This window comes from Enterobacter sp. C4G1, assembly GCF_052886895.1.
This window is the reverse complement of sequence record NZ_JBQVVV010000002.1, coordinates 930,820-952,353: the sequence shown is the minus strand read 5'-3', so window position 1 is coordinate 952,353 and position 21,534 is coordinate 930,820. Positions and strand designations below refer to the sequence as shown.

Here is a 21,534-nt window from a genome sequence, read left to right as displayed (position 1 = left end):
GGGGTAATGCTAATTTTGAGGTACAGCTTGAAGATGGTGGTGGGGGAAGGATTATTCGTCGCTTCGCTCCTCACCCTTCGGGCCGTTGCCTTTGGCAACGTTCTCTCGCTTCCGCGAGAGTCGAACCTTAATCGAAGGTTCTCACCCTTCCCGATGAGTGCAAACTTCACATTATCTCATCGGTTTTACCACATCACTGTGGTGAATAATGGTGGTGGGGGAAGGATTCGAACCTTCGAAGTCGATGACGGCAGATTTACAGTCTGCTCCCTTTGGCCGCTCGGGAACCCCACCACGGGGTAATGCTTTTTACTGGCCTGCTTCGTCTGGAAGCGGGGCGCATCATATCAAATGAGACGCCCCTGTAAAGTATTCCTTTAGCGAAATGAAGTTGTTTGCCTGCTTTTTATCCGTAAAGGCGCAAAGCTAATCAATTCATTTTCCAAAAGATTAAAGAATGATGGTTCTGTTACCGTAAACAAAGACGCGTTGACCCAATACCTGATAGAGCGCCCGGCTTAGTACATTCTTCTCTACGTCACGCCCGGCACGCATCATGTCTTCTGCTGTGTAGGTGTGATCCACATGAATCACGTCCTGCATGATGATTGGACCTTCGTCCAGGTTGTCATTCACGTAGTGCGCGGTTGCACCGATGATTTTCACACCGCGCTCATACGCCTGGTGGTATGGACGAGCGCCGATAAAGGCCGGCAGGAACGAGTGGTGGATGTTGATAATCTTGTTCGGGAAACGTGACACGAAGGTTGGGGTCAACACGCGCATGTATTTTGCCAGCACCACGTAGTCCGGGTTATGCGCTTCAATGGCCTGCGCCATTAAATCGTCATGCTCTTCACGGGTATGACCTTCGTGGCTCACCAGTTCGAACGGAATATCGAAACGTTCAACCAGCGTACGCAGCGTGTCGTGGTTACCAATAACGGCAGCAATGTCCACATCCAGCCCACCGTAGTTTGCCTTCATCAGCAGATCGCCCAGGCAGTGCGCTTCTTTAGTGACCAGAATCACGATGCGACGACGGCCTGCAGGCGTCAGTTCACGAACAGAACCTTCAGGTAATGCGCTATCAAGATCGGCAAGCAGGGTTGTGTCGTTGAAAATGCCTTCCAGCTCGGTACGCATAAAGAAGCGACCGGTACGGTGGTCAACGAACTCGTTGTTCTGCACGATATTCAGTTCATGCTTGTAACAAATGTTGGTAATTCGTGCGATCAGCCCTTTTTGATCGGGACAGATGGTGCGCAGAACTTTACGTTGTAATGATTGCATCGCCGGGAAATCCTGTTTGAGTATTTGCGAAATCTGAGTTGTCGGGCGTTACTGCCCGCAACACTTTTTAAATTTTTTACCTGAACCACAAGGGCAGGGATCGTTACGACCGATCTGAGGGCGCGTACCGTCAATATAATACCATTGCCCGTTTTCCTTTAAGAAACGGGAGCGTTCGATAATGGCAGCCGTTTTATCGCGCTCGGTAAAGCGGGCAACAAAGCTGACGTAGCCTTCGTTGTCGTTGCTTCCGGGCGATGCTTCAAAAACGGTCAGGCCAAGCCACTGTGTGTTGGCGAAGCCAGCTTCAATGTCCTGACGAAAATCGGCGGCATGGCAAGACGGGTGCCAGGTCTTAATCAGATAGTCTGCGTCTTTGATCACAAAAGCAGTATAACGCGAACGCATAAGCTGTGACGGGTCTGGTGCAACCTGCTCGCCAGAAAGATATCGCTGGCAACATAGGCTATAATCCAGAGCGCTACCACAGGGGCAGAGTTGAGACACGATTCTCTTCCTGAAACAAAAAATAAGGGCGTAAAACGCTTCGGGTAGCACCATGTTAACTGAGCAGTTGCGTTGACGCTATGTTGAGAATCCAGGGGAAGTAAATCAGGGCTAATGAGAAAGGTAAAAATTGGACTGGCGCTGGGCTCAGGTGCAGCTCGTGGATGGTCACATATCGGCGTAATTAATGCCCTAAAAGAGATGGGCATTGATATTGATATCGTTGCAGGGTGTTCTATCGGTTCGCTGGTTGGGTCTGCGTACGCCTGCGGGAAGCTCCCGGAGCTGGAAACCTGGGTTCGTTCCTTCAGTTACTGGGATGTTCTGCGTCTGATGGATCTCTCCTGGCAACGCGGCGGTTTACTGCGTGGCGAACGGGTGTTTAATCAGTTCCGCCAGATAATGCCTCTTGAAGACTTCAGCAATTGTCAGTTGCCTTTCGGCGCTGTAGCGACAAACCTCAGCACGGGTCGGGAACTCTGGTTTACCGAAGGTGATATCCATCTTGCCGTGCGCGCCTCCTGTAGTATGCCAGGTTTAATGGCCCCCGTTCCGCATAACGGCTACTGGCTGGTTGATGGTGGAGTGGTGAACCCGATTCCTATTTCACTCACCCGTGCGATGGGCGCAGATATCGTGATTGCCGTAGATTTGCAACACGATGCGCACCTGATGCAGCAGGAGCTTTTACCTGTCAATCTTCAAAGTGAGGATGCTGAAGGGGAAAAACTCGCCTGGCATGAACGCTTGCGTGGGCAAATAGGGCGAATGGCGGCGCGTCGTTCGGTTGCCGCACCGACGGCAATCGAAATCATGACGACCTCTATCCAGGTGCTTGAAAACCGCCTTAAACGTAACCGCATGGCGGGTGACCCGCCTGATATCCTTATTCAACCGTATTGCCCTCAAATCGCTACCCTGGACTTCCATCGTGCTGAAGCCGCCATTGCAGCGGGTTCGTTAGCCGTTGAGAAGAAAATGGATGAGCTGTTGCCGTTTGTGCGGACATCCGCCTGAACACCCTTTTTTTGATTACTTCAGCAAAATCTGACAGGCGATAGTACCGATCACATGCCACTATTTAGTAACTGTCAGCCAGGGGAGGAACCATGACACAGCCATTGGCCGGAAAACACATTTTGATAGTTGAAGACGAGCCCGTTTTCCGTTCGCTGTTGGATTCGTGGTTATCCTCGTTGGGGGCGGTGACATCGCTTGCCGAGGACGGTATTGAAGCTCTGGAAAAAATGGTCACTATCACCCCTGATCTGATGATTTGTGACATTGCCATGCCGCGTATGAACGGACTCAAGCTGGTCGAGCATCTTCGAAACGAGGGTGATCAGATCCCGATTCTGGTGATTTCTGCCACCGAAAACATGGCTGATATTGCCCGGGCATTGCGTTTAGGCGTGCAGGATATTTTGTTAAAGCCAGTCAAAGATTTGAATCGCCTGCGTGAAACGGTACTGGCTTGCCTGTATCCCAATATGTTTAATTCTCGGGTTGAGGAAGAAGAGCGCCTTTTCCAGGACTGGGATGCGTTAGTCAGTAATCCGCTGGCGGCCTCAAAATTGTTGCAGGAACTTCAGCCACCGGTTCAACAGACTATTTCTCATTGCCGTATAAATTATCGCCAACTGGTCGCTGCAGACGAACCCGGACTGGTGCTTGATATTGCCCCTTTATCTGATTCCGACCTCGCGTTTTATTGTCTGGATGTTACGCGGGCAGGTGACAACGGTGTATTAGCTGCACTGTTACTTCGGGCGCTATTTAATGGGCTCTTGCAGGAGCAGTTATCTCATCAGGGTCAACGACTTCCTGAATTAGGCAGTTTACTTAAACAGGTAAATCATCTCTTTCGTCAGGCCAATTTGCCGGGGCAATTTCCGCTGCTGGTCGGTTATTACCACAGCGGTCTGAAAAACCTTATCCTCGTATCTGCCGGGCTAAACGCATCGCTCAATACGGGGGAGCATCATATTCAGGTAAGCAACGGTGTTCCTTTGGGGACATTAGGAACAGCTTATCTTAATCAAATTAGCCACCGTTGTTCCTCATGGCAGTGCCAAATTTGGGGGGCAGGGGGGCGCTTACGCTTAATGTTGTCCACGGAATAAGCAATTGACTTTTATTCGTCAGATTGCTTTTCCGGTGTTTTGCTGACAGTGCTACTATCACCGCCAGATTCATGCGTATTTATCCTAATTGATCGGCAACGCGTCCTTTTCAGACCCGGACTGTATGGTGAGGCTGATATACTCAACGCGTTATTTATTGAATAAGTTCAAAACTTGAACAGCTCAGGAGAATTTCAATGGCTGCCCTAAATTCGAAAGTCAGAAAGGCCGTTATCCCGGTAGCGGGATTGGGAACAAGGATGCTACCCGCAACGAAGGCAATCCCTAAAGAGATGCTGCCGTTGGTTGATAAGCCATTAATCCAGTATGTCGTTAATGAATGTATCGCTGCCGGAATTACCGAAATTGTGCTGGTTACGCATTCATCCAAAAACTCTATCGAAAACCATTTCGATACAAGTTTTGAACTTGAAGCCATGCTGGAAAAACGCGTTAAGCGTCAGCTGTTAGCGGAAGTTCAGTCTATTTGCCCTCCACATGTCACCATCATGCAGGTTCGTCAGGGTCTGGCGAAAGGCCTGGGTCATGCGGTACTGTGCGCACACCCTGTCGTGGGTGATGAGCCAGTGGCGGTTATTCTGCCAGACGTTATTCTGGACGAATTCGAATCCGATCTGTCCCGGGATAACCTGGCAGAGATGATTAAACGCTTCGATGAAACCGGCAGCAGCCAGATCATGGTTGAGCCTGTTGCGGATGTAACCGCATACGGCGTTGTAGACTGCAAAGGGGTTAATCTGGAGCCTGGCGAAAGCGTGCCGATGGTTGGCGTTGTTGAAAAGCCAAAAGCGGATGTTGCACCGTCTAATCTGGCCGTTGTGGGTCGTTACGTCCTGAGCGCAGAAATCTGGCCGCTGCTGGCGAAAACCCCTCCAGGAGCGGGTGATGAGATCCAGCTGACTGATGGCATTGATATGCTGATCGAGAAAGAAACCGTCGAGGCTTACCATATGAAAGGTAAGAGCCATGACTGCGGTAATAAACTCGGTTATATGCAGGCGTTTGTTGAATATGGCATTCGTCACAATACTCTGGGTGAAGAATTTAAATCCTGGCTCCAGGAGAGCATGGGTATTAAAAAATAATCTGTTTCCCGGATGAACTAAACCGGTGTGGCAATGCCCACCGGTTTTTTTATGCCCATAACCCCGGCGGGGTTGCCTGACGCGGAATGTAAGTATTTATAACTAGCGTCTTGTCGCTATATGACAGAGTGTAAGGGGATGTTCGTTGCGTATTACAGATACAAAAAATCCCGCATTTAGCGGGATTTTTTAGAATGCGTCCTGATTAATCCTTGATCAGGAAGTCATCCAGTTGTTTACCCTGCTCATCCATTGCTTTCTTGATAACAGCAGGAGTACGACCCTGGCCAGTCCAGGTTTTAGTTTCGCCGTTCTCATCGACATAGCTATATTTCGCAGGACGAGCAGCGCGTTTCGCTTTGGTGCCGGTTTTAGCAGCAGCCATGCTGTTCAGCAATTCGTTTGGATCGATACCATCAGCAATCAGCATTTCACGATATTGCTGAAGTTTGCGAGTGCGTTCTTCGATTTCCGCAGCAGCTGCGCTTTCTTCTTCGCGACGTTCATTAACTACAACTTCTAATTTTTCCAGCATTTCTTCAAGCGTTTCAAGGGTGCATTCTCTTGCCTGCGCACGAAGAGTACGGATGTTGTTCAGAATTTTAAGTGCTTCGCTCATTGTAGTAATCTCAAACTTATAATGGGGGGTGGTTTGTTGTCCTAATAATAGAGCCATAAATTGACTTGTGCAATAGGTGATAATGTAAGGAATTCAAAAAATACTAAATATGAGACGCTATTATTAATTACGCTAACTTAAATTTCATGCCTTACCTGAGAGCCTCTTATCACGTCATAGTTCATAAGGTTGCCGAACACATGTTTGTTTTTGTGACATTTACCGCAGGAATTATAGTTACGGCGGATAAATATCAGCCTTTTGTATTACTCCAGAAAAGCAGAGTGTTGTCGACAATAGTTAATAAATAGTGAATTTTAATGAATGCGGAATCCAGTATAAAAAGAAGTGTTATCTTTGACTAAACGCTTAACCTTACTAAGCTGAGAAATGCGTTTACTTCATGTTTTAACGGATTATTTTCTTAGCCTGCCAGCTGATGCCTTTCCCCTGAAACCCATACTCTGTGCGGCGTGTCGCTGATGGAGAGACAAAATATGGTACAATGAACCATCGGGAATATTACACATTGATTAGGGTTTTACGGCCAATGGCACAACTTTATTTCTACTATTCGGCAATGAATGCAGGGAAATCGACCGCGTTACTCCAGTCCTCCTACAATTACCAGGAGAGGGGGATGCATACGGTGGTCTACACAGCCGAAATTGATGATCGCTTTGGCGCAGGGAAAGTGAGTTCAAGGATAGGTCTTTCGTCACCTGCAAAGCTGTATAACCCCGAAACTGACCTGTTAGCGGATATACGTGCAGAACATGCGTCACGGCCTGTACATTGCGTCCTGGTAGACGAGAGCCAGTTCCTGACGCGCCAGCAGGTACATGCCCTTTCAGATGTCGTTGATGAGTTGGATATCCCGGTGCTCTGTTATGGCCTGCGAACAGATTTCCGCGGAGAGCTATTTGCCGGTAGCCAATATTTACTCGCGTGGTCAGATAAACTCGTCGAATTAAAAACAATCTGTTTCTGCGGCCGTAAAGCCAGCATGGTACTGCGCCTTGATCAGTCAGGAAAACCCTACGCCGATGGTGAGCAGGTGGTGATAGGGGGGAATGAACGCTATGTTTCGGTTTGTCGTAAGCACTATAAAGAAGCGTTGGTTGTGGGTTCGCTGACGGCCATTCAAAGCGAGAACCGGAAATAAGAGAAGGTCTGTTCTTTTAATTGCCCGACCGGCAGACATAAAAAAACCCGCCAATGGCGGGTTTTTTATCGGGCTGTCAATTAAGCGCTTTTCTTCGCTTTTTTGTCAACTTTTGCCGCAGGAGCTTCAACTTTAGTTGCTACAACGTCATCTTCTTTGAACTCGCGACCGTAGTAGGTATCCAGCAGGATCTGTTTCAGCTCGGAGATCAGTGGGTAGCGCGGGTTAGCACCGGTACACTGGTCATCGAAGGCATCTTCAGACAGTTTATCTACGTGAGCGAGGAAGTCAGCTTCCTGAACGCCAGCTTCACGGATAGATTTAGGAATACCCAGTTCAGCTTTGATGCTATCCAGCCATGCCAGCAATTTCTCGATTTTCGCAGCAGTACGGTCACCCGCAGCGCTCAGACCCAGATGGTCTGCGATTTCAGCGTAGCGACGACGTGCTTGCGGACGGTCGTACTGGCTGAATGCAGTCTGTTTGGTTGGGTTGTCGTTCGCGTTATAACGGATAACGTTGCTGATCAACAGGGCGTTCGCCAGACCGTGAGGAATGTGGAACTGAGAACCCAGTTTGTGCGCCATTGAGTGACAAACACCCAGGAAGGCGTTAGCAAACGCGATACCCGCGATAGTTGCTGCACTGTGTACACGCTCACGTGCTACAGGGTTTTTAGACCCTTCGTTGTAGGACGCTGGCAGGTTTTCTTTCAGCAGTTTCAGCGCTTGCAGAGCCTGACCGTCAGAGAACTCAGATGCCAGTACAGAAACGTAAGCTTCCAGGGCGTGAGTCACTGCATCCAGACCACCGAACGCACACAGTGACTTCGGCATGTCCATTACCAGGTTGGCGTCAACAATGGCCATATCTGGAGTCAGTGCATAGTCAGCCAGTGGATATTTCTGCCCTGTTGCATCATCGGTAACAACTGCAAACGGAGTCACTTCTGAACCGGTACCGGAAGTGGTAGTAACGGCGATCATTTTCGCTTTTACGCCCATTTTCGGGAACTTGTAGATACGTTTACGGATATCCATAAAGCGCAGCGCCAGTTCTTCGAAGTGAGTTTCTGGATGCTCGTACATTACCCACATGATTTTCGCGGCGTCCATTGGGGAACCGCCACCCAGTGCGATGATCACATCTGGTTTGAAGGAGTTCGCCAGTTCAGCACCTTTGCGAACAACGCTCAGTGTTGGGTCAGCTTCAACTTCGAAGAAGACTTCAGTTTCTACGCCAGCCGCTTTCAGAACAGAGGTGATCTGGTCTGCATAGCCGTTGTTGAACAGGAAACGGTCAGTCACGATGAGCGCACGTTTGTGGCCATCAGTAATCACTTCATCCAGCGCGATTGGCAGGGAGCCACGGCGGAAGTAGATAGATTTCGGAAGTTTGTGCCACAACATGTTTTCAGCTCGCTTAGCAACGGTTTTCTTGTTGATCAGGTGTTTTGGACCAACGTTTTCAGAGATGGAGTTACCACCCCAGGAACCACAACCCAGAGTCAGGGAAGGTGCGAGTTTAAAGTTGTACAGGTCACCGATACCACCCTGAGAAGCAGGGGTGTTAATCAGGATACGTGCTGTTTTCATCATCTGACCGAAGTGAGCAACACGTTCAGGCTGGTTGTCCTGGTCGGTATACAGACATGAGGTGTGACCGATACCACCCATGGCAACCAGTTTCTCTGCTTTTTCTACCGCGTCTTCGAAATCTTTCGCACGGTACATTGCCAGAGTTGGTGACAGTTTTTCGTGAGCAAATGGTTCGCTCTCATCAACAACTTTCACTTCACCGATCAGGATCTTAGTGGTGGTCGGAACGGTGAAACCTGCGAGTTCAGCGATTTTATACGCAGGCTGACCAACGATAGCGGCGTTCAGCGCGCCATTTTTCAGGATGATGTCCTGAACGGCTTTCAGCTCTTTGCCTTGCAGCATGTAGCCGCCGTGGCTTGCGAAACGTTCACGAACTGCATCGTACACAGAATCAACAACAACAACGGACTGTTCAGATGCACAGATAACGCCGTTATCGAAGGTTTTAGACATCAGTACAGAAGCAACAGCACGTTTGATATCCGCAGTTTCGTCGATAACGACAGGAGTGTTACCTGCACCTACGCCGATTGCTGGTTTACCGGAGCTGTAAGCTGCTTTAACCATACCAGGACCACCGGTCGCCAGAATCAGGTTAATGTCAGGGTGATGCATCAGTGCGTTGGACAGTTCAACAGAAGGTTGGTCGATCCAGCCAATTAGGTCTTTTGGTGCGCCTGCAGCGATAGCCGCCTGCAATACGATATCAGCAGCTTTGTTCGTTGCATCTTTAGCACGTGGGTGCGGGGAGAAGATGATTGCGTTACGGGTCTTCAGGCTGATCAGCGATTTGAAGATTGCGGTAGAAGTTGGGTTGGTGGTTGGAACGATGCCACAAATAATGCCGATTGGTTCAGCAATAGTGATAGTACCGAAGGTGTCGTCTTCAGACAGGACGCCACAGGTTTTCTCATCTTTATAGGCGTTGTAGATATACTCAGAAGCAAAGTGGTTTTTGATCACTTTATCTTCAATGATACCCATGCCAGATTCGGCAACGGCCATTTTAGCGAGAGGGATTCGAGCATCTGCAGCAGCCAGAGCGGCCGCGCGGAAGATTTTATCAACCTGTTCTTGGGTGAAATTGGCATATTCACGCTGGGCTTTTTTGACGCGCTCGACGAGTGCGTTCAGTTCAGCGATGTTAGTAACAGCCATAATGCTCTCCTGATAATGTTTAAACTCTATTAGTAAACCAGCGCTCGATACGAGAGACAGTATAGTCAGAGCCGATAATACTTGCGTAACACATAATAAAACAAAGGGTTACTTGCCGCTCTAACACACTAATTTACTAAAAGAGCCTTACCTTAGCATCATCCCTTTTTGATAGGTGATCTCCCTGGGGGCGTAATCAAGATTACTCACTTCTGAGTACGAAAATCATGATCTACATCAATTTTACCCCAAGCTGATACCTTTCAGCAGGGTTATTTCTTTGAGAATTTTCCAGTGTTAAATAATTAAGTAACTATTGGAAGTGACGATATCATTGAGAATACAAATGTTTAACATCATGAAATGATAGCGTTTTGACATAGATTTCTGGTGAAGTGTGCTGATAAAAAGCGTATCTTCAGCGCGGTGTTATCATGACACACTGTAAGTCCCTGGCCATGCTCATAGGCGGAGCTAAACGTGATCCAAACGCTCTTTGATTTTCCAACATATTTTAAGTTTTTTATTGGTTTGTTCGCCCTGGTCAACCCCGTGGGGATTATTCCTGTCTTCATTAGTATGACTAGCTACCAGACGGCAGCGGCCAGGAACAAAACCAATCTGACGGCCAACATGTCTGTTGCCATTATCCTGCTGACGTCACTGTACCTGGGCGACGGCATTTTGCAGATATTCGGCATTTCTATCGATTCATTCCGTATAGCGGGTGGGATCCTGGTTGTCACCATTGCCATGTCGATGATCAGCGGCAAATTAGGTGAAGATAAGCAAAACAAACAAGAGAAGTCAGAAACGTCTGTCCGTGAAAGTATCGGTGTCGTGCCGCTAGCGTTGCCATTGATGGCCGGCCCAGGGGCAATCAGCTCAACGATCGTGTGGGGCACGCGTTACCACAATCTGATGCACCTTATAGGTTTCTCTGTCGCCATTGCTATTTTTGCGTTGTGCTGTTGGGGTGTGTTCCGTATGGCACCCTGGCTGGTTCGCTTGTTGGGACAAACAGGCATTAACGTCATTACCCGTATCATGGGGCTGCTGCTGATGGCGCTGGGGATCGAATTTATCGTCACCGGGATAAAGAGCATTTTCCCCGGGCTATTGCACTGAATTCTTCATATGAAAGAACGGAGCCTGTGGCTCCGTTTTTTTTACGTGATTATCAGCAAATCATATAAATAAAATTGAAATGGCGATGCGTCATAATAAATTCTACTAATAATAGCCTTTTCTTTAATTTCAATACGTTAGCTATTTCCCATTGACGTGCCTGCACAGAAACCATCCAAACGGTCTGTTATTTTACTCACATGATACTCTGGGGCTTGCTGAGAGATAACCGAAATGATATTAGTAATTTCAACGTTCCCCTAGAGGAATGTGCTAAATAATAACCAGTTGTTAAATTTTCGTACAAAACCAGTCAATGATAGCGCAGCGACGCGCTTGGAGAGGAAAATTCCTCTATCGTATTGAATATCAATTGTTTTCCTTGATTTTCAGTGCCTGGCAGGGCTGCCCCCAAAGAAACGGTAATCACCGTAAAAGAGAATTGCTTAACAAATTTGCAAAATGTATTGGCGCGAGATTACGCCATTTGGTACTTTCCGGCCTTATATTTCGCGCACTAAACAAGTAGATGAGAATTACTTTCATATAGTGTTCATCTCAGATATCCAGCGCACGTCTCATAACAGGGGAGGCGTGTTAAGAATCGACGCAAGACGGCCATACGAGCGGTCAGTAATAAAGAAGTCGGTGATAGCAAGAAGTAAAAAAGAACCTGACAGTAGCAAAAAAAACTCCTGCGCTGTACAGGCCCCAACAGGGGATTACACAGCTGGCAAAGCCAGTAATTATAATGAGTGGAGTATCAACACAATGTCCATCATCACAAAAAAAAGTCTGATTGCCGCGGGAATTTTGACTGCGCTAATCGCGGGTAATATGGCAATGGCTGCCGATGTGCCTGCGGGCGTTTCGCTGGCAGAAAAGCAAACCATGATCCGTAACAACGGCGCTGAGCCGCAGTCTCTGGATCCGGACAAAATTGAAGGCGTACCTGAAGCAAACATCAGCCGCGACCTGTTCGAAGGTCTGCTGATTACGTCAACTAAAGACGGTCACCCAATTCCGGGTGTTGCTGAAAGCTGGGATAACAAAGACTTTAAAGTCTGGACATTCCATCTGCGTAAAGATGCAAAATGGTCCAACGGTGAACCTGTCACCGCACAAGATTTCGTATATAGCTGGCAGCGTCTGGTTGATCCGAAAACCGCTTCTCCATACGCCAGCTATCCGCAGTACGGCCACATCCTGAACGTTGATGAAATCATCGACGGTAAAAAAGCCCCATCAGAACTCGGCGTGAAAGCCGTTGATGATCATACTCTGGAAGTGACCCTGAGCGAGCCTGTCCCGTATTTCTACAAACTGCTGGTGAACCCGGCAATGTCTCCGGTTAACAAAACCGCTGTTGAGAAATTCGGTGAGAAATGGACTCAGCCTGCTAACATCGTGAGCAACGGTGCGTATAAACTGAAAGACTGGGTCGTTAACGAACGTATCGTAATGGAGCGTAATACCAACTATTGGGATAACGCGAAAACCATCGTAGACCAGATTACCTATCTGCCGATCTCATCTGAAGTGACAGACGTTAACCGCTACCGCAGCGGTGAGATCGACATGACCTATAACAACCTGCCGATCGAACTCTTCCAGAAACTGAAAAAAGAGATCCCGACCGAAGTTCACGTCGACCCGTACCTGTGTACTTATTACTATGAAATCAACAACCAGAAAGCACCGTTTACCGATGCTCGCGTTCGTACCGCGCTGAAACTGGGTCTTGACCGCGATATCATCGTAAACAAAGTAAAAGCACAGGGCGACCTGCCGGCATTCGGTTACACCCCGCCATACGCGGACGGTGCAAAACTGAGCAAACCAGAGTGGTTCACCTGGACTCAGGAAAAACGTAACGAAGAAGCGAAGAAACTGCTGGCCGAAGCTGGTTACACCGCTGACAAACCGCTGACGTTTAACCTGCTGTACAACACCTCCGATCTGCACAAGAAACTGGCAATCGCTGCGGCATCCATCTGGAAGAAAAACCTGGGTGTGGATGTGAAACTGGTGAACCAGGAGTGGAAAACCTTCCTCGATACCCGTCACCAGGGTAACTACGACGTGGCACGTGCTGGCTGGTGTGCGGACTACAACGAACCAACGTCCTTCCTGAATACCATGCTGTCTGACAGCTCCATGAACACCGCGCATTATAAGAGCCCGGCGTTTGATGCGATCATGAAAGACACGCTTAAAGTGACTGATGAAGCGCAACGTACTGCCCTGTACGACAAAGCAGAACAGCAGTTAGGCAAAGATTCTGCGATTGTACCGGTTTACTACTACGTGAACGCGCGCCTGGTGAAACCTTGGGTTGGCGGTTATACCGGTAAAGACCCGATGGACAACATCTATACTAAAGATCTGTACATCATTAAGCATTAATGGCAATCCGTGGGGCAAAGTCATTTGCCCCACTGTGTCTTAACTCATCGCACTATATACACCCGAATTTTCAGGTTTTCTGAAAGCTCAGGTGTAAAAGGCACACGCCAGAAGGTACGGGCAATGTTGAAATTTATCCTACGTCGCTGTCTTGAAGCGATTCCGACGCTCTTTATTCTTATTACTATTTCATTCTTCATGATGCGTCTTGCTCCCGGTAGTCCGTTTACCAGCGAGCGCGCGCTGCCGCCAGAAGTAATGGCGAACATCGAAGCGAAATACCATTTAAACGACCCTATCTCCACGCAGTACTTCAATTATTTGAAGCAGCTGGCGCACGGCGATTTTGGACCGTCATTCAAATATAAAGACTATTCCGTTAACGACCTGGTGGCATCGAGCTTCCCGGTGTCGGCCAAATTAGGTGCTGCGGCATTTATCCTGGCCGTGGTTCTCGGAGTTGCAGCGGGTGTTATCGCCGCGCTTAAACAAAATACCAAATGGGATTATGCAGTAATGGGGGTCGCAATGACCGGGGTGGTTATCCCCAGTTTCGTTGTCGCGCCATTGCTGGTGATGATATTTGCCATCACGCTGAAATGGTTGCCTGGGGGCGGCTGGAACGGCGGGGCACTCAAGTTTATGATTTTGCCGATGGTGGCATTATCTCTGGCGTATATCGCCAGTATCGCGCGTATTACCCGTGGATCGATGATTGAAGTCCTGCATTCAAACTTCATCCGTACTGCGCGTGCCAAAGGGTTGCCTATGCGCCGCATTATTCTGCGCCATGCGCTTAAACCTGCGCTGTTACCGGTGTTGTCTTATATGGGGCCAGCCTTCGTCGGTATCATTACAGGTTCAATGGTTATCGAGACCATTTATGGTCTGCCGGGAATTGGTCAGCTGTTTGTTAACGGCGCGCTCAACCGCGACTATTCGCTGGTACTGAGCCTGACTATTCTAGTCGGTGCATTAACCATTCTCTTTAACGCAGTTGTCGATGTGCTGTATGCCGTTATCGACCCGAAAATCCGTTACTAACACTGGAGCACGCCATGATGTTGAGTAAGAAAAACAGCGAGGCGCTGGAAAACTTCAGTGAAAAACTGGAAGTGGAAGGACGTAGCCTCTGGCAAGACGCCCGCCGTCGCTTTATGCATAACCGCGCAGCCGTTGCCAGCCTGATTGTTCTGGTGATCATTGCGTTGTTCGTGACCCTTGCGCCAATGCTGTCGCAGTTCACCTACTTCGATACCGACTGGGGCATGATGTCCAGTGCGCCTGATATGGCGTCTGGGCACTATTTTGGAACTGACTCCTCTGGCCGCGACCTGCTGGTGCGTGTCGCTATTGGTGGCCGTATCTCGCTGATGGTAGGTATTGCCGCAGCGCTGGTGGCGGTGATCCTCGGGACGTTGTACGGCTCACTTTCCGGCTACCTGGGCGGCAAAGTGGACTCGGTCATGATGCGTCTGCTGGAGATCTTAAACTCCTTCCCGTTCATGTTCTTCGTCATCCTGCTGGTGACCTTCTTCGGTCAGAACATCCTACTTATCTTCGTGGCAATCGGGATGGTGTCCTGGCTGGATATGGCGCGTATCGTGCGTGGTCAAACGCTGAGCCTTAAACGCAAAGAGTTTATCGAAGCGGCACAGGTCGGCGGCGTTTCAACCGGCAATATTGTGGTTCGCCACATTGTTCCTAACGTGCTGGGCGTGGTAGTGGTGTATGCCTCTCTGCTGGTGCCAAGCATGATCCTGTTTGAATCCTTCCTGAGCTTCCTGGGCCTTGGTACGCAAGAGCCGCTGAGTAGCTGGGGCGCACTGCTCAGTGATGGCGCTAACTCGATGGAAGTTTCACCGTGGTTGCTGCTTTACCCGGCAGGATTCCTGGTTGTAACCCTGTTCTGTTTCAACTTTATCGGCGATGGCCTGCGTGATGCCCTCGACCCGAAAGATCGTTAAGGAGCGCCGTGATGACTATTATTGAAACGGCATCTGCGCCGGCGGCGCAAGCGCAGGGCAAAATCCTGCTGGATGTGAAAGATCTCCGCGTAACCTTTAAAACGCCAGATGGCGATGTGACGGCGGTAAACGACCTCAATTTCAACCTGCGCGCAGGTGAAACGCTGGGGATCGTTGGCGAGTCGGGTTCAGGCAAGTCGCAGACGGCTTTTGCACTGATGGGGCTTCTGGCACAAAACGGCCGTATTGGGGGCTCGGCAACCTTTAACGGTAAAGAGATCCTTAACCTGCCAGAGCAAGAGCTGAACAAGCTGCGTGCTGAACAGATCTCCATGATCTTCCAGGACCCGATGACGTCACTCAACCCGTACATGCGTGTGGGTGAGCAGCTGATGGAAGTGCTGATGCTGCATAAAGGCATGGGTAAAGCGGAAGCCTTTGAAGAATCTGTGAAAATGCTGGATGCGGTGAAAATGCCTGAAGCGCGTAAGCGTATGCGCATGTTCCCGCACGAATTCTCTGGCGGGATGCGTCAGCGCGTCATGATTGCAATGGCGCTGCTTTGCCGTCCTAAGCTGCTGATTGCCGATGAACCTACCACTGCGCTGGATGTTACCGTGCAGGCGCAGATCATGACGCTGCTGAATGAGCTTAAGCGCGAGTTCAATACCGCCATTATCATGATTACCCATGACCTTGGCGTTGTTGCAGGTATCTGTGACAAAGTGCTGGTGATGTATGCCGGCCGTACTATGGAGTACGGTAAAGCCCGTGACGTGTTCTATAACCCGGCGCATCCTTACTCCATTGGCCTGTTGAATGCCGTTCCGCGTCTTGATGCGGAAGGGGAATCGCTGTTGACCATTCCAGGTAACCCGCCAAACTTACTGCGTCTGCCAAAAGGTTGCCCGTTCCAGCCTCGCTGCCCACATGCGATGGAAATCTGTAACAGTGCTCCGCCACTGGAAGAGTTTGCACCAGGCCGCCTGCGCGCCTGCTTTAAGTCGCATGAGGAGCTGGTATGAACGCGTTAGACGAAAAAAGAAATGTGCTGCTCGAAATTGCCGATCTGAAAGTGCATTTCGACATCAAAGATGGCAAGCAGTGGTTCTGGCAACCGCCTAAAACCCTTAAGGCCGTCGATGGCGTGACGCTGCGTCTGTACGAAGGGGAAACTCTGGGCGTGGTGGGCGAATCTGGCTGCGGTAAATCCACCTTTGCCCGTGCGATTATCGGCCTGGTGAAAGCCACCGACGGTAAAGTTGCCTGGCTGGGTAAAGATCTGCTGGGTATGAAGCCAGCCGAGTGGCGCGATGTTCGTAGCGATATTCAGATGATTTTCCAGGATCCGCTGGCATCACTGAACCCGCGTATGACCATTGGCGAAATCATTGCTGAGCCGCTGCGTACCTACCATCCAAAGATGCCGCGCCAGGAAGTTCGCGATCGCGTAAAAGCGATGATGATGAAAGTGGGCCTGTTGCCTAACCTCATCAACCGCTATCCGCACGAGTTCTCCGGCGGCCAGTGCCAGCGTATTGGTATCGCACGTGCGTTGATCCTTGAGCCGAAGCTGATTATCTGTGATGAGCCGGTATCAGCACTGGACGTGTCGATTCAGGCGCAGGTGGTTAACCTGTTGCAAAAATTGCAGCGCGAGATGGGTCTGTCTCTTATCTTCATCGCGCACGATCTGGCGGTGGTAAAACACATCTCTGACCGTGTTCTGGTGATGTATCTCGGCCATGCAGTTGAGCTTGGCACATACGATGAGGTGTACCACAATCCGTTGCACCCCTATACGAAAGCGCTGATGTCAGCTGTGCCGGTTCCCGATCCTGATCTGGAAAAGAACAAAACCATCCAGCTTCTTGAGGGTGAATTGCCATCACCAATTAACCCGCCTTCGGGCTGTGTTTTCCGCACCCGCTGCCCGATGGCTGGGCCGGAATGCGCGCAAACTCGACCGGTACTGGAAGGCAGTTTCCGACATGCGGTTTCCTGCCTTAAAGTAGACCCGTTATAATCGCAAGGGCTGACATGATGTCAGCCCTTATTTTTTGCGAGGTTAATGTGTCGCGATTATCTATTTCTGCCCGTCAGCGGCTTTATCATTATTTGTTCGATCTTAAAACGCGCTCAGGCCGTCGATCCGAAGGGATTTGCGGCTTATTTGCGCTGCTGAGTGTGATTATTATTTTTGTCGAATCAGGTGCCGGGACGCAGTACCACCTGACATTTGACGAATGGCACGTGTTTGTCTGGCTTGAGTTAATTGTGACTCTGGTCTTTACCTGTGAATATTTGCTGCGGGTATTCTGCTGGCCGAACCCGGCAAAATATGTCTTTAGCTTCTGGGGATTTATCGATCTTGCGACGATCCTTCCGCTGTATGTGATGTGGCTGTGGCCGGAAATTAGCCTCGATTACGTCTTCGCCTGGCGGGCCATGCGTGCGATTCGGGTTCTGCGCATCCTCAAGCTCCTGCGCTTTATGCCGTCGTTACGGGTATTCTGGCAGGCGATAATAAGCGCACGCCATCAACTGGTACTTTTCTATTCGTTTATCGCCATCGTGATGATCGTTTTTGGCGCGCTGATGTATTTAATCGAGGGGCCAAAATATGGATTCACCACGCTGAATGCGTCCGTCTATTGGGCTATTGTTACCGTCACGACGGTGGGGTATGGTGATATTACACCTCATACGCCACTCGGGCGCATTGTTGCTTCGGTACTGATACTGATTGGTTATTCGGTGATTGCTATTCCCACAGGGCTGATTACCACCCACATGAGTTCCGCATTTCAGAAACGGCAATTTGAACGCCGGTGCCCGAATTGCCAGCAACGCGGCCATGAGCACAGCGCCCGGTATTGCAACCGGTGTGGTAACGAACTGCCGGATTAAATAAAAAAGGCTGCGATTGCAGCCTTTTTTATTATTCACGCCAGAGAATATGGCACAGCTTGTGGTCTTTCTCGCGACACAACAGCACGCGGGCGAAGATGTCGTTAATTTCACCGCCATCTTCATCAGCAAGCCCAATCACCACTTCGGCGAAGAAGTCCGGGTTGAGGTCGAAATCCACGTGTTCTGCCCAGTCTTCTGCAGGGTCGAACAACTCGGCACCGCCGCGCTCTTCAAATTGCAGATTAAAGAGGATCACGTCTGCGGGATCGAGGTTATCAACCGCCAGTTCGAGAAAAATGTCATAGGCCTGCTCGAGCGTTTCGTCTTCGGTCAGGCGATTGTTCAGATCCATTTCCATGATGACTACCTGTTTAACATCGTTGGGCACGTTTTACAGCAACGGACTAAAGAAGTAAAACAGTCGTTCAGCAATTCTCTGCCATAGCGGGCGTTTCAGCCACAGTCTGGCATCCAGCAGGCGGGAACGGGAAATATAGTCATCCTGAACGGCCGCCAGATCGCCACCAAAACCGGCATCGTCAATCACCAGCGTAATTTCAAAGTTTAGCCACAGGCTGCGCATATCCAGATTAACGGTGCCGACCAGGCTTAATTCACCGTCGACCAGCACACTTTTCGTATGCAGAAGGCCGCCTTCAAACTGATAGATTTTTACCCCTGCGGCCAGCAGCTCTGTAAAGAATGCGCGACTTGCCCAGCCCACCAGAACCGAGTCGTTTTTACGCGGCATAATGATGCTGACATCCACACCTCGCTGCGCAGCGGTACAAATGGCGTGCAGCAGGTCATCGCTCGGGACGAAGTAAGGCGTGGTCATTATTAAGTACTCACGGGCGGAATATGCTGCAGTGAGGAGTGCCTGGTGAATAAGATCTTCCGGGAAACCCGGGCCAGAGGCGATGGTGTGGATGGTGTGCCCACTGGCCTCTTCAAACGGCATGATGTTGACGTCTGGCGGCGGTGGAAGAATACGTTTCCCGGTTTCGATTTCCCAGTCACAGGAATAGACAACCCCCATGGAGGTGGCGATTGGGCCTTCCATACGCGCCATCAGGTCAACCCATTGTCCAACGCCTGAATCCTGCTTGAAGAAGCGGGGATCTACCATATTCATACTGCCAGTGTAGGCAATATAGTTATCAATCATGATCATTTTGCGGTGCTGGCGCAGATCCATACGGCGCAGAAATACACGCAGGAGATTAACCTTCAGCGCCTCGACCACTTCGATGCCCGCGTTGCGCATCATCGCGGCCCACGGGCTGCGGAAAAACGCCACGCTGCCAGCGGAATCCAGCATCAGCCGGCAGTGAATGCCGCGACGCGCTGCCGCCATCAGTGATTCTGCAACCTGGTCTGCCATTCCGCCTGGCTGCCAGATATAGAACACCATCTCGATATTATGACGAGCCAGCTGGATATCGCGGATCAGCGCCTGCATCACATCGTCTGAAGTGGTCAGCAGTTGAAGCTGGTTGCCTTTTACCCCGGCGATCCCCTGGCGGCGCTCACACAGCTTAAACAGTGAAGAGGCGACGCTACTGTTGTCCTCAGCAAAGATGTGTTTGCAGGCTTTAAGATCGTTCAGCCATTTCGCCGTAGAGGGCCACATGGCGCGTGCACGTTCCGCCCGACGCTTACCAAGATGAAGTTCACCGAAGGACAGATATGCAATAATCCCGACCAGAGGCAGGATATAGATAATCAAAAGCCAGGCCATGGCAGAGGGTACGGCTCTGCGCTTCATCAGGATGCGTAACGTCACCCCCGCGATGACCAGCCAGTATCCCAGAATGACCAGCCAACTCACCACGGTGTAGAAGGTTGTCATAAATAAAAAATCCTTTTGAAAGCGTATTGTTATGAGTGTACGCATCAGGGTTCATCTGGCAAATAAAAACGGCAGATAAAAGGGCTGGTTTGCCGCAGGGTTGGGTTTATAATGGCGTTTCTGTTAGAGAAAGAGTTGTAGACATGAAGCGCAGTAGAACAGAAGTAGGGCGCTGGCGCATGTTGCGACAGGTGAGTCGTCGTAAGGCTCGTTGGCTGGAAGCACAATCCCGCCGCAATATGCGTATCCACGCCATCAGAAAATGTGGGTTAAGCAAACACCGTAACGCGTTACTGTTTGCGTTCCCGGAACTCTGAAAACCACGAGGGCACCGTTAAGGTGCCCGATGTTTATATAATGGCTATTAATTTTCGCAGTCTCCCCCGACGTGATTCCGCGATATACTGCCTCTGATTAACATTATGAAATAAAAGATGAATCCATACCTCTGGGTATTTATTGTGCTTTTTGCGCTGGATGCGCTCAGAGAAAATTTAGGGCTGTCGTCATTTTCCTCTTTGGCAGATTTTATATTTGCCTGGGTGTCACAGTGGTTTTACTAAGGGATCAAGGGATGAACGGAAAAGTTGTTGCTGCTATTTTAAGCGTTGCTGTGTTGAGCGGGTGTGCCAGTACAAAAACAGCACCGGAACGACATGCGTATTATTTCGTCTCACATAAATCGAGTTTCACTGGCGGGAATTTTGCTGCCAGCGTACCCGTGAATTATCGTCTGAACGTACCGCAGTTTCGCGAGATTTACGCCAGTGGCAAAGCCGACCGCGCGGCCGGACGCACGGAAGCCGAGGCCAATGCGTATGCGCAAAGTATTCGCGATCAGCTAAAGAAAAGTGCCGTGACAAAACAATCTTTCTCGGGCAATTCGAATGACCAATGGTCTTCAGATATGGACCAGAAAGATGCCCTGTTGTTTGGTAACGAATTAGCCGCGACTTATCTTGATGGCTTTAACGGCGTACAATAAGCCGATTCACTGTCGGGAATAGCGCCGTTGCAGCGCTATTTCCTTTGTTTTATAGCAAAAGGAGGGAGCTGTGTTTGCGGAGTTTGGTGTGCTTAATTTCTGGACCTATGTGGTAGGCGCATTTTTTATTGTCCTGGTTCCAGGGCCAAACACACTGTTTGTGCTGAAAACAGGCATTGGTCATGGCGTCAAAAAAGGATATCTGGCCGCGACCGGTGTCTTTATTGGTGATGCCGTATTGATGTTTCTGGCATGGGCAGGGGTCGCTGCGTTAATTCAGACCACACCTGTGTTATTTAATATTGTGCGTTATTTAGGCGCATTCTATTTGCTGTGGCTTGGCGGCAAAATGTTGTGGTCGGTTATCACCCGCAAGAACAATGCCCATGATGCGGTTGCTGAACCAGCAAGTATGATCATGAAGCGTTCTCTGGTGTTAAGCCTGACGAACCCGAAAGCCATCCTGTTTTATGTGTCATTCTTTGTGCAGTTCATTGATGTGCGTGCGGAAAATACCGGGACCTCTTTCCTGATCCTCGCCACCACGCTTGAGCTGATCAGCTTTACCTACATGAGTTTCCTGATTTTCTCTGGAGCGTTTGTCACTCGCTACCTGAAAACCAAGAAGAAACTGGCGAAGCTGGGTAATGGACTGATAGGGCTGCTGTTTGTAGGATTTGCCGCGCGACTTGCATCGCTGCACTGAGATGA

21 protein-coding genes, 1 tRNA gene and 1 other RNA gene are annotated in these 21,534 nt (G+C 49.7%); 15 read left to right on the top strand and 8 right to left on the bottom strand.

Going from position 1 to position 21,534, the window contains the following annotated elements; all coding sequences use genetic code 11:
* Positions 1-34: 34 nt before the first annotated feature.
* The 4 genes from ACT9TW_RS18570 to ACT9TW_RS18555 all read right to left on the bottom strand — a co-directional run bounded on the left by ACT9TW_RS18570 (position 35) and on the right by ACT9TW_RS18555 (position 1,800).
* Positions 35-166, bottom strand: a non-coding RNA gene (locus tag ACT9TW_RS18570) — RtT sRNA.
* Between the two features lie 43 nt (positions 167-209).
* Positions 210-294, bottom strand: a tRNA-Tyr gene (locus tag ACT9TW_RS18565).
* A gap of 156 nt (positions 295-450) precedes the next feature.
* Positions 451-1,293, bottom strand: coding sequence for a formyltetrahydrofolate deformylase (gene purU / locus ACT9TW_RS18560; RefSeq protein WP_182061347.1), 843 nt, complete (start codon positions 1,291-1,293; stop codon positions 451-453).
* Positions 1,294-1,341: 48 nt separating this feature from the next.
* The gene (locus tag ACT9TW_RS18555; protein ID WP_446493328.1) at positions 1,342-1,800 is read right to left on the bottom strand and encodes a YchJ family protein; all 459 of its coding nucleotides are present in this window, start codon (positions 1,798-1,800) and stop codon (positions 1,342-1,344) included.
* Between the two features lie 114 nt (positions 1,801-1,914).
* On the opposite strand from ACT9TW_RS18555, the gene rssA reads away from it, so the two are divergent.
* The 3 genes from rssA to galU all read left to right on the top strand — a co-directional run bounded on the left by rssA (position 1,915) and on the right by galU (position 5,029).
* Positions 1,915-2,817: a patatin-like phospholipase RssA gene (gene rssA, locus ACT9TW_RS18550; protein WP_446493327.1), complete on the top strand. Its 903-nt coding sequence runs from the start codon at positions 1,915-1,917 to the stop codon at positions 2,815-2,817.
* A 92-nt stretch (positions 2,818-2,909) separates the two neighbouring features.
* Positions 2,910-3,923, top strand: coding sequence for a two-component system response regulator RssB (gene rssB, locus ACT9TW_RS18545; RefSeq protein WP_446493326.1), 1,014 nt, complete (start codon positions 2,910-2,912; stop codon positions 3,921-3,923).
* Between the two features lie 197 nt (positions 3,924-4,120).
* Positions 4,121-5,029: a UTP--glucose-1-phosphate uridylyltransferase GalU gene (galU, locus tag ACT9TW_RS18540; RefSeq protein ID WP_182061343.1), complete on the top strand. Its 909-nt coding sequence runs from the start codon at positions 4,121-4,123 to the stop codon at positions 5,027-5,029.
* A 205-nt stretch (positions 5,030-5,234) separates the two neighbouring features.
* On the opposite strand, the gene hns is transcribed toward galU, so the two are convergent.
* Positions 5,235-5,648, bottom strand: coding sequence for a histone-like nucleoid-structuring protein H-NS (hns, locus tag ACT9TW_RS18535; protein WP_008502781.1), 414 nt, complete (start codon positions 5,646-5,648; stop codon positions 5,235-5,237).
* A 550-nt stretch (positions 5,649-6,198) separates the two neighbouring features.
* Between hns and tdk the strand changes: the two genes are divergently transcribed.
* Positions 6,199-6,813, top strand: coding sequence for a thymidine kinase (gene tdk / locus ACT9TW_RS18530; RefSeq protein WP_446493325.1), 615 nt, complete (start codon positions 6,199-6,201; stop codon positions 6,811-6,813).
* Positions 6,814-6,893: 80 nt separating this feature from the next.
* On the opposite strand, the gene adhE is transcribed toward tdk, so the two are convergent.
* Positions 6,894-9,572, bottom strand: coding sequence for a bifunctional acetaldehyde-CoA/alcohol dehydrogenase (gene adhE, locus ACT9TW_RS18525; RefSeq protein WP_182061341.1), 2,679 nt, complete (start codon positions 9,570-9,572; stop codon positions 6,894-6,896).
* Positions 9,573-10,052: 480 nt separating this feature from the next.
* Here adhE and ACT9TW_RS18520 point away from each other — a divergent pair, with 480 nt between their 5' ends.
* The 7 genes from ACT9TW_RS18520 to ACT9TW_RS18490 all read left to right on the top strand — a co-directional run bounded on the left by ACT9TW_RS18520 (position 10,053) and on the right by ACT9TW_RS18490 (position 17,983).
* On the top strand, positions 10,053-10,700 hold the full coding sequence (locus ACT9TW_RS18520) for a YchE family NAAT transporter (protein WP_014070541.1): 648 nt from the start codon (positions 10,053-10,055) through the stop codon (positions 10,698-10,700).
* A gap of 771 nt (positions 10,701-11,471) precedes the next feature.
* Complete coding sequence (gene oppA / locus ACT9TW_RS18515) at positions 11,472-13,106, top strand: oligopeptide ABC transporter substrate-binding protein OppA (RefSeq protein ID WP_446493324.1); 1,635 nt, start codon at positions 11,472-11,474, stop codon at positions 13,104-13,106.
* 123 nt (positions 13,107-13,229) lie between these two features.
* Positions 13,230-14,150 (top strand): oligopeptide ABC transporter permease OppB, encoded by a 921-nt coding sequence (oppB, locus tag ACT9TW_RS18510; protein ID WP_014070539.1) that lies wholly within the window; start codon positions 13,230-13,232, stop codon positions 14,148-14,150.
* A gap of 14 nt (positions 14,151-14,164) precedes the next feature.
* On the top strand, positions 14,165-15,073 hold the full coding sequence (oppC, locus tag ACT9TW_RS18505) for an oligopeptide ABC transporter permease OppC (RefSeq protein WP_182061338.1): 909 nt from the start codon (positions 14,165-14,167) through the stop codon (positions 15,071-15,073).
* A gap of 11 nt (positions 15,074-15,084) precedes the next feature.
* Positions 15,085-16,098 carry an ABC transporter ATP-binding protein gene (gene oppD / locus ACT9TW_RS18500; RefSeq protein ID WP_014070537.1) on the top strand — a complete coding sequence of 338 codons (1,014 nt, stop codon included), beginning with the start codon at positions 15,085-15,087 and terminating at the stop codon, positions 16,096-16,098.
* Positions 16,095-17,099, top strand: a complete 1,005-nt coding sequence (gene oppF / locus ACT9TW_RS18495) for a murein tripeptide/oligopeptide ABC transporter ATP-binding protein OppF (protein ID WP_446493323.1) — start codon at positions 16,095-16,097, stop codon at positions 17,097-17,099. Before oppD ends, oppF begins: the two co-directional genes overlap by 4 nt.
* 14 nt (positions 17,100-17,113) lie before the next feature.
* Positions 17,114-17,983: an ion transporter gene (locus tag ACT9TW_RS18490; protein WP_446493322.1), complete on the top strand. Its 870-nt coding sequence runs from the start codon at positions 17,114-17,116 to the stop codon at positions 17,981-17,983.
* A gap of 31 nt (positions 17,984-18,014) precedes the next feature.
* On the opposite strand, the gene ACT9TW_RS18485 is transcribed toward ACT9TW_RS18490, so the two are convergent.
* Complete coding sequence (locus ACT9TW_RS18485; RefSeq protein ID WP_003856748.1) at positions 18,015-18,344, bottom strand: HI1450 family dsDNA-mimic protein; 330 nt, start codon at positions 18,342-18,344, stop codon at positions 18,015-18,017.
* 33 nt (positions 18,345-18,377) lie between these two features.
* On the bottom strand, positions 18,378-19,838 hold the full coding sequence (gene cls / locus ACT9TW_RS18480; RefSeq protein ID WP_446493321.1) for a cardiolipin synthase: 1,461 nt from the start codon (positions 19,836-19,838) through the stop codon (positions 18,378-18,380).
* A 143-nt stretch (positions 19,839-19,981) separates the two neighbouring features.
* Here cls and ACT9TW_RS18475 point away from each other — a divergent pair, with 143 nt between their 5' ends.
* From ACT9TW_RS18475 to leuE, 4 genes are all read left to right on the top strand, one after another.
* Entirely contained in the window at positions 19,982-20,155 is a 174-nt protein-coding gene (locus ACT9TW_RS18475) for a YciY family protein (protein ID WP_182061334.1), read from the top strand.
* Positions 20,156-20,272: 117 nt separating this feature from the next.
* Positions 20,273-20,401, top strand: a complete 129-nt coding sequence (locus tag ACT9TW_RS18470; protein ID WP_210434728.1) for a KPN_01571 family protein — start codon at positions 20,273-20,275, stop codon at positions 20,399-20,401.
* An 11-nt stretch (positions 20,402-20,412) separates the two neighbouring features.
* Positions 20,413-20,823 carry an Exc2 family lipoprotein gene (locus tag ACT9TW_RS18465; RefSeq protein WP_446493320.1) on the top strand — a complete coding sequence of 137 codons (411 nt, stop codon included), beginning with the start codon at positions 20,413-20,415 and terminating at the stop codon, positions 20,821-20,823.
* 70 nt (positions 20,824-20,893) lie between these two features.
* Entirely contained in the window at positions 20,894-21,529 is a 636-nt protein-coding gene (leuE, locus tag ACT9TW_RS18460) for a leucine efflux protein LeuE (protein WP_182061332.1), read from the top strand.
* Positions 21,530-21,534 lie beyond the last annotated feature (5 nt).

Excerpts from the sequence above, each read along its gene's own strand:
- tdk (WP_446493325.1), top strand. The coding sequence starts at position 6,199 with ATGGCACAACTTTATTTCTACTATTCGGCAATGAATGCAGGGAAATCG.
- oppB (WP_014070539.1), top strand. The coding sequence starts at position 13,230 with ATGTTGAAATTTATCCTACGTCGCTGTCTTGAAGCGATTCCGACGCTC.
- ACT9TW_RS18475 (WP_182061334.1), top strand. The coding sequence starts at position 19,982 with ATGAAGCGCAGTAGAACAGAAGTAGGGCGCTGGCGCATGTTGCGACAG.
- galU (WP_182061343.1), top strand. The coding sequence starts at position 4,121 with ATGGCTGCCCTAAATTCGAAAGTCAGAAAGGCCGTTATCCCGGTAGCG.
- rssA (WP_446493327.1), top strand. The coding sequence starts at position 1,915 with ATGAGAAAGGTAAAAATTGGACTGGCGCTGGGCTCAGGTGCAGCTCGT.
- oppC (WP_182061338.1), top strand. The coding sequence starts at position 14,165 with ATGATGTTGAGTAAGAAAAACAGCGAGGCGCTGGAAAACTTCAGTGAA.
- ACT9TW_RS18485 (WP_003856748.1), bottom strand. The coding sequence starts at position 18,344 with ATGGAAATGGATCTGAACAATCGCCTGACCGAAGACGAAACGCTCGAG.
- ACT9TW_RS18490 (WP_446493322.1), top strand. The coding sequence starts at position 17,114 with ATGATGTCAGCCCTTATTTTTTGCGAGGTTAATGTGTCGCGATTATCT.
- ACT9TW_RS18465 (WP_446493320.1), top strand. The coding sequence starts at position 20,413 with ATGAACGGAAAAGTTGTTGCTGCTATTTTAAGCGTTGCTGTGTTGAGC.
- cls (WP_446493321.1), bottom strand. The coding sequence starts at position 19,838 with ATGACAACCTTCTACACCGTGGTGAGTTGGCTGGTCATTCTGGGATAC.
- purU (WP_182061347.1), bottom strand. The coding sequence starts at position 1,293 with ATGCAATCATTACAACGTAAAGTTCTGCGCACCATCTGTCCCGATCAA.
- rssB (WP_446493326.1), top strand. The coding sequence starts at position 2,910 with ATGACACAGCCATTGGCCGGAAAACACATTTTGATAGTTGAAGACGAG.
- oppD (WP_014070537.1), top strand. The coding sequence starts at position 15,085 with ATGACTATTATTGAAACGGCATCTGCGCCGGCGGCGCAAGCGCAGGGC.
- ACT9TW_RS18470 (WP_210434728.1), top strand. The coding sequence starts at position 20,273 with ATGAATCCATACCTCTGGGTATTTATTGTGCTTTTTGCGCTGGATGCG.
- adhE (WP_182061341.1), bottom strand. The coding sequence starts at position 9,572 with ATGGCTGTTACTAACATCGCTGAACTGAACGCACTCGTCGAGCGCGTC.
- oppF (WP_446493323.1), top strand. The coding sequence starts at position 16,095 with ATGAACGCGTTAGACGAAAAAAGAAATGTGCTGCTCGAAATTGCCGAT.
- oppA (WP_446493324.1), top strand. The coding sequence starts at position 11,472 with ATGTCCATCATCACAAAAAAAAGTCTGATTGCCGCGGGAATTTTGACT.
- hns (WP_008502781.1), bottom strand. The coding sequence starts at position 5,648 with ATGAGCGAAGCACTTAAAATTCTGAACAACATCCGTACTCTTCGTGCG.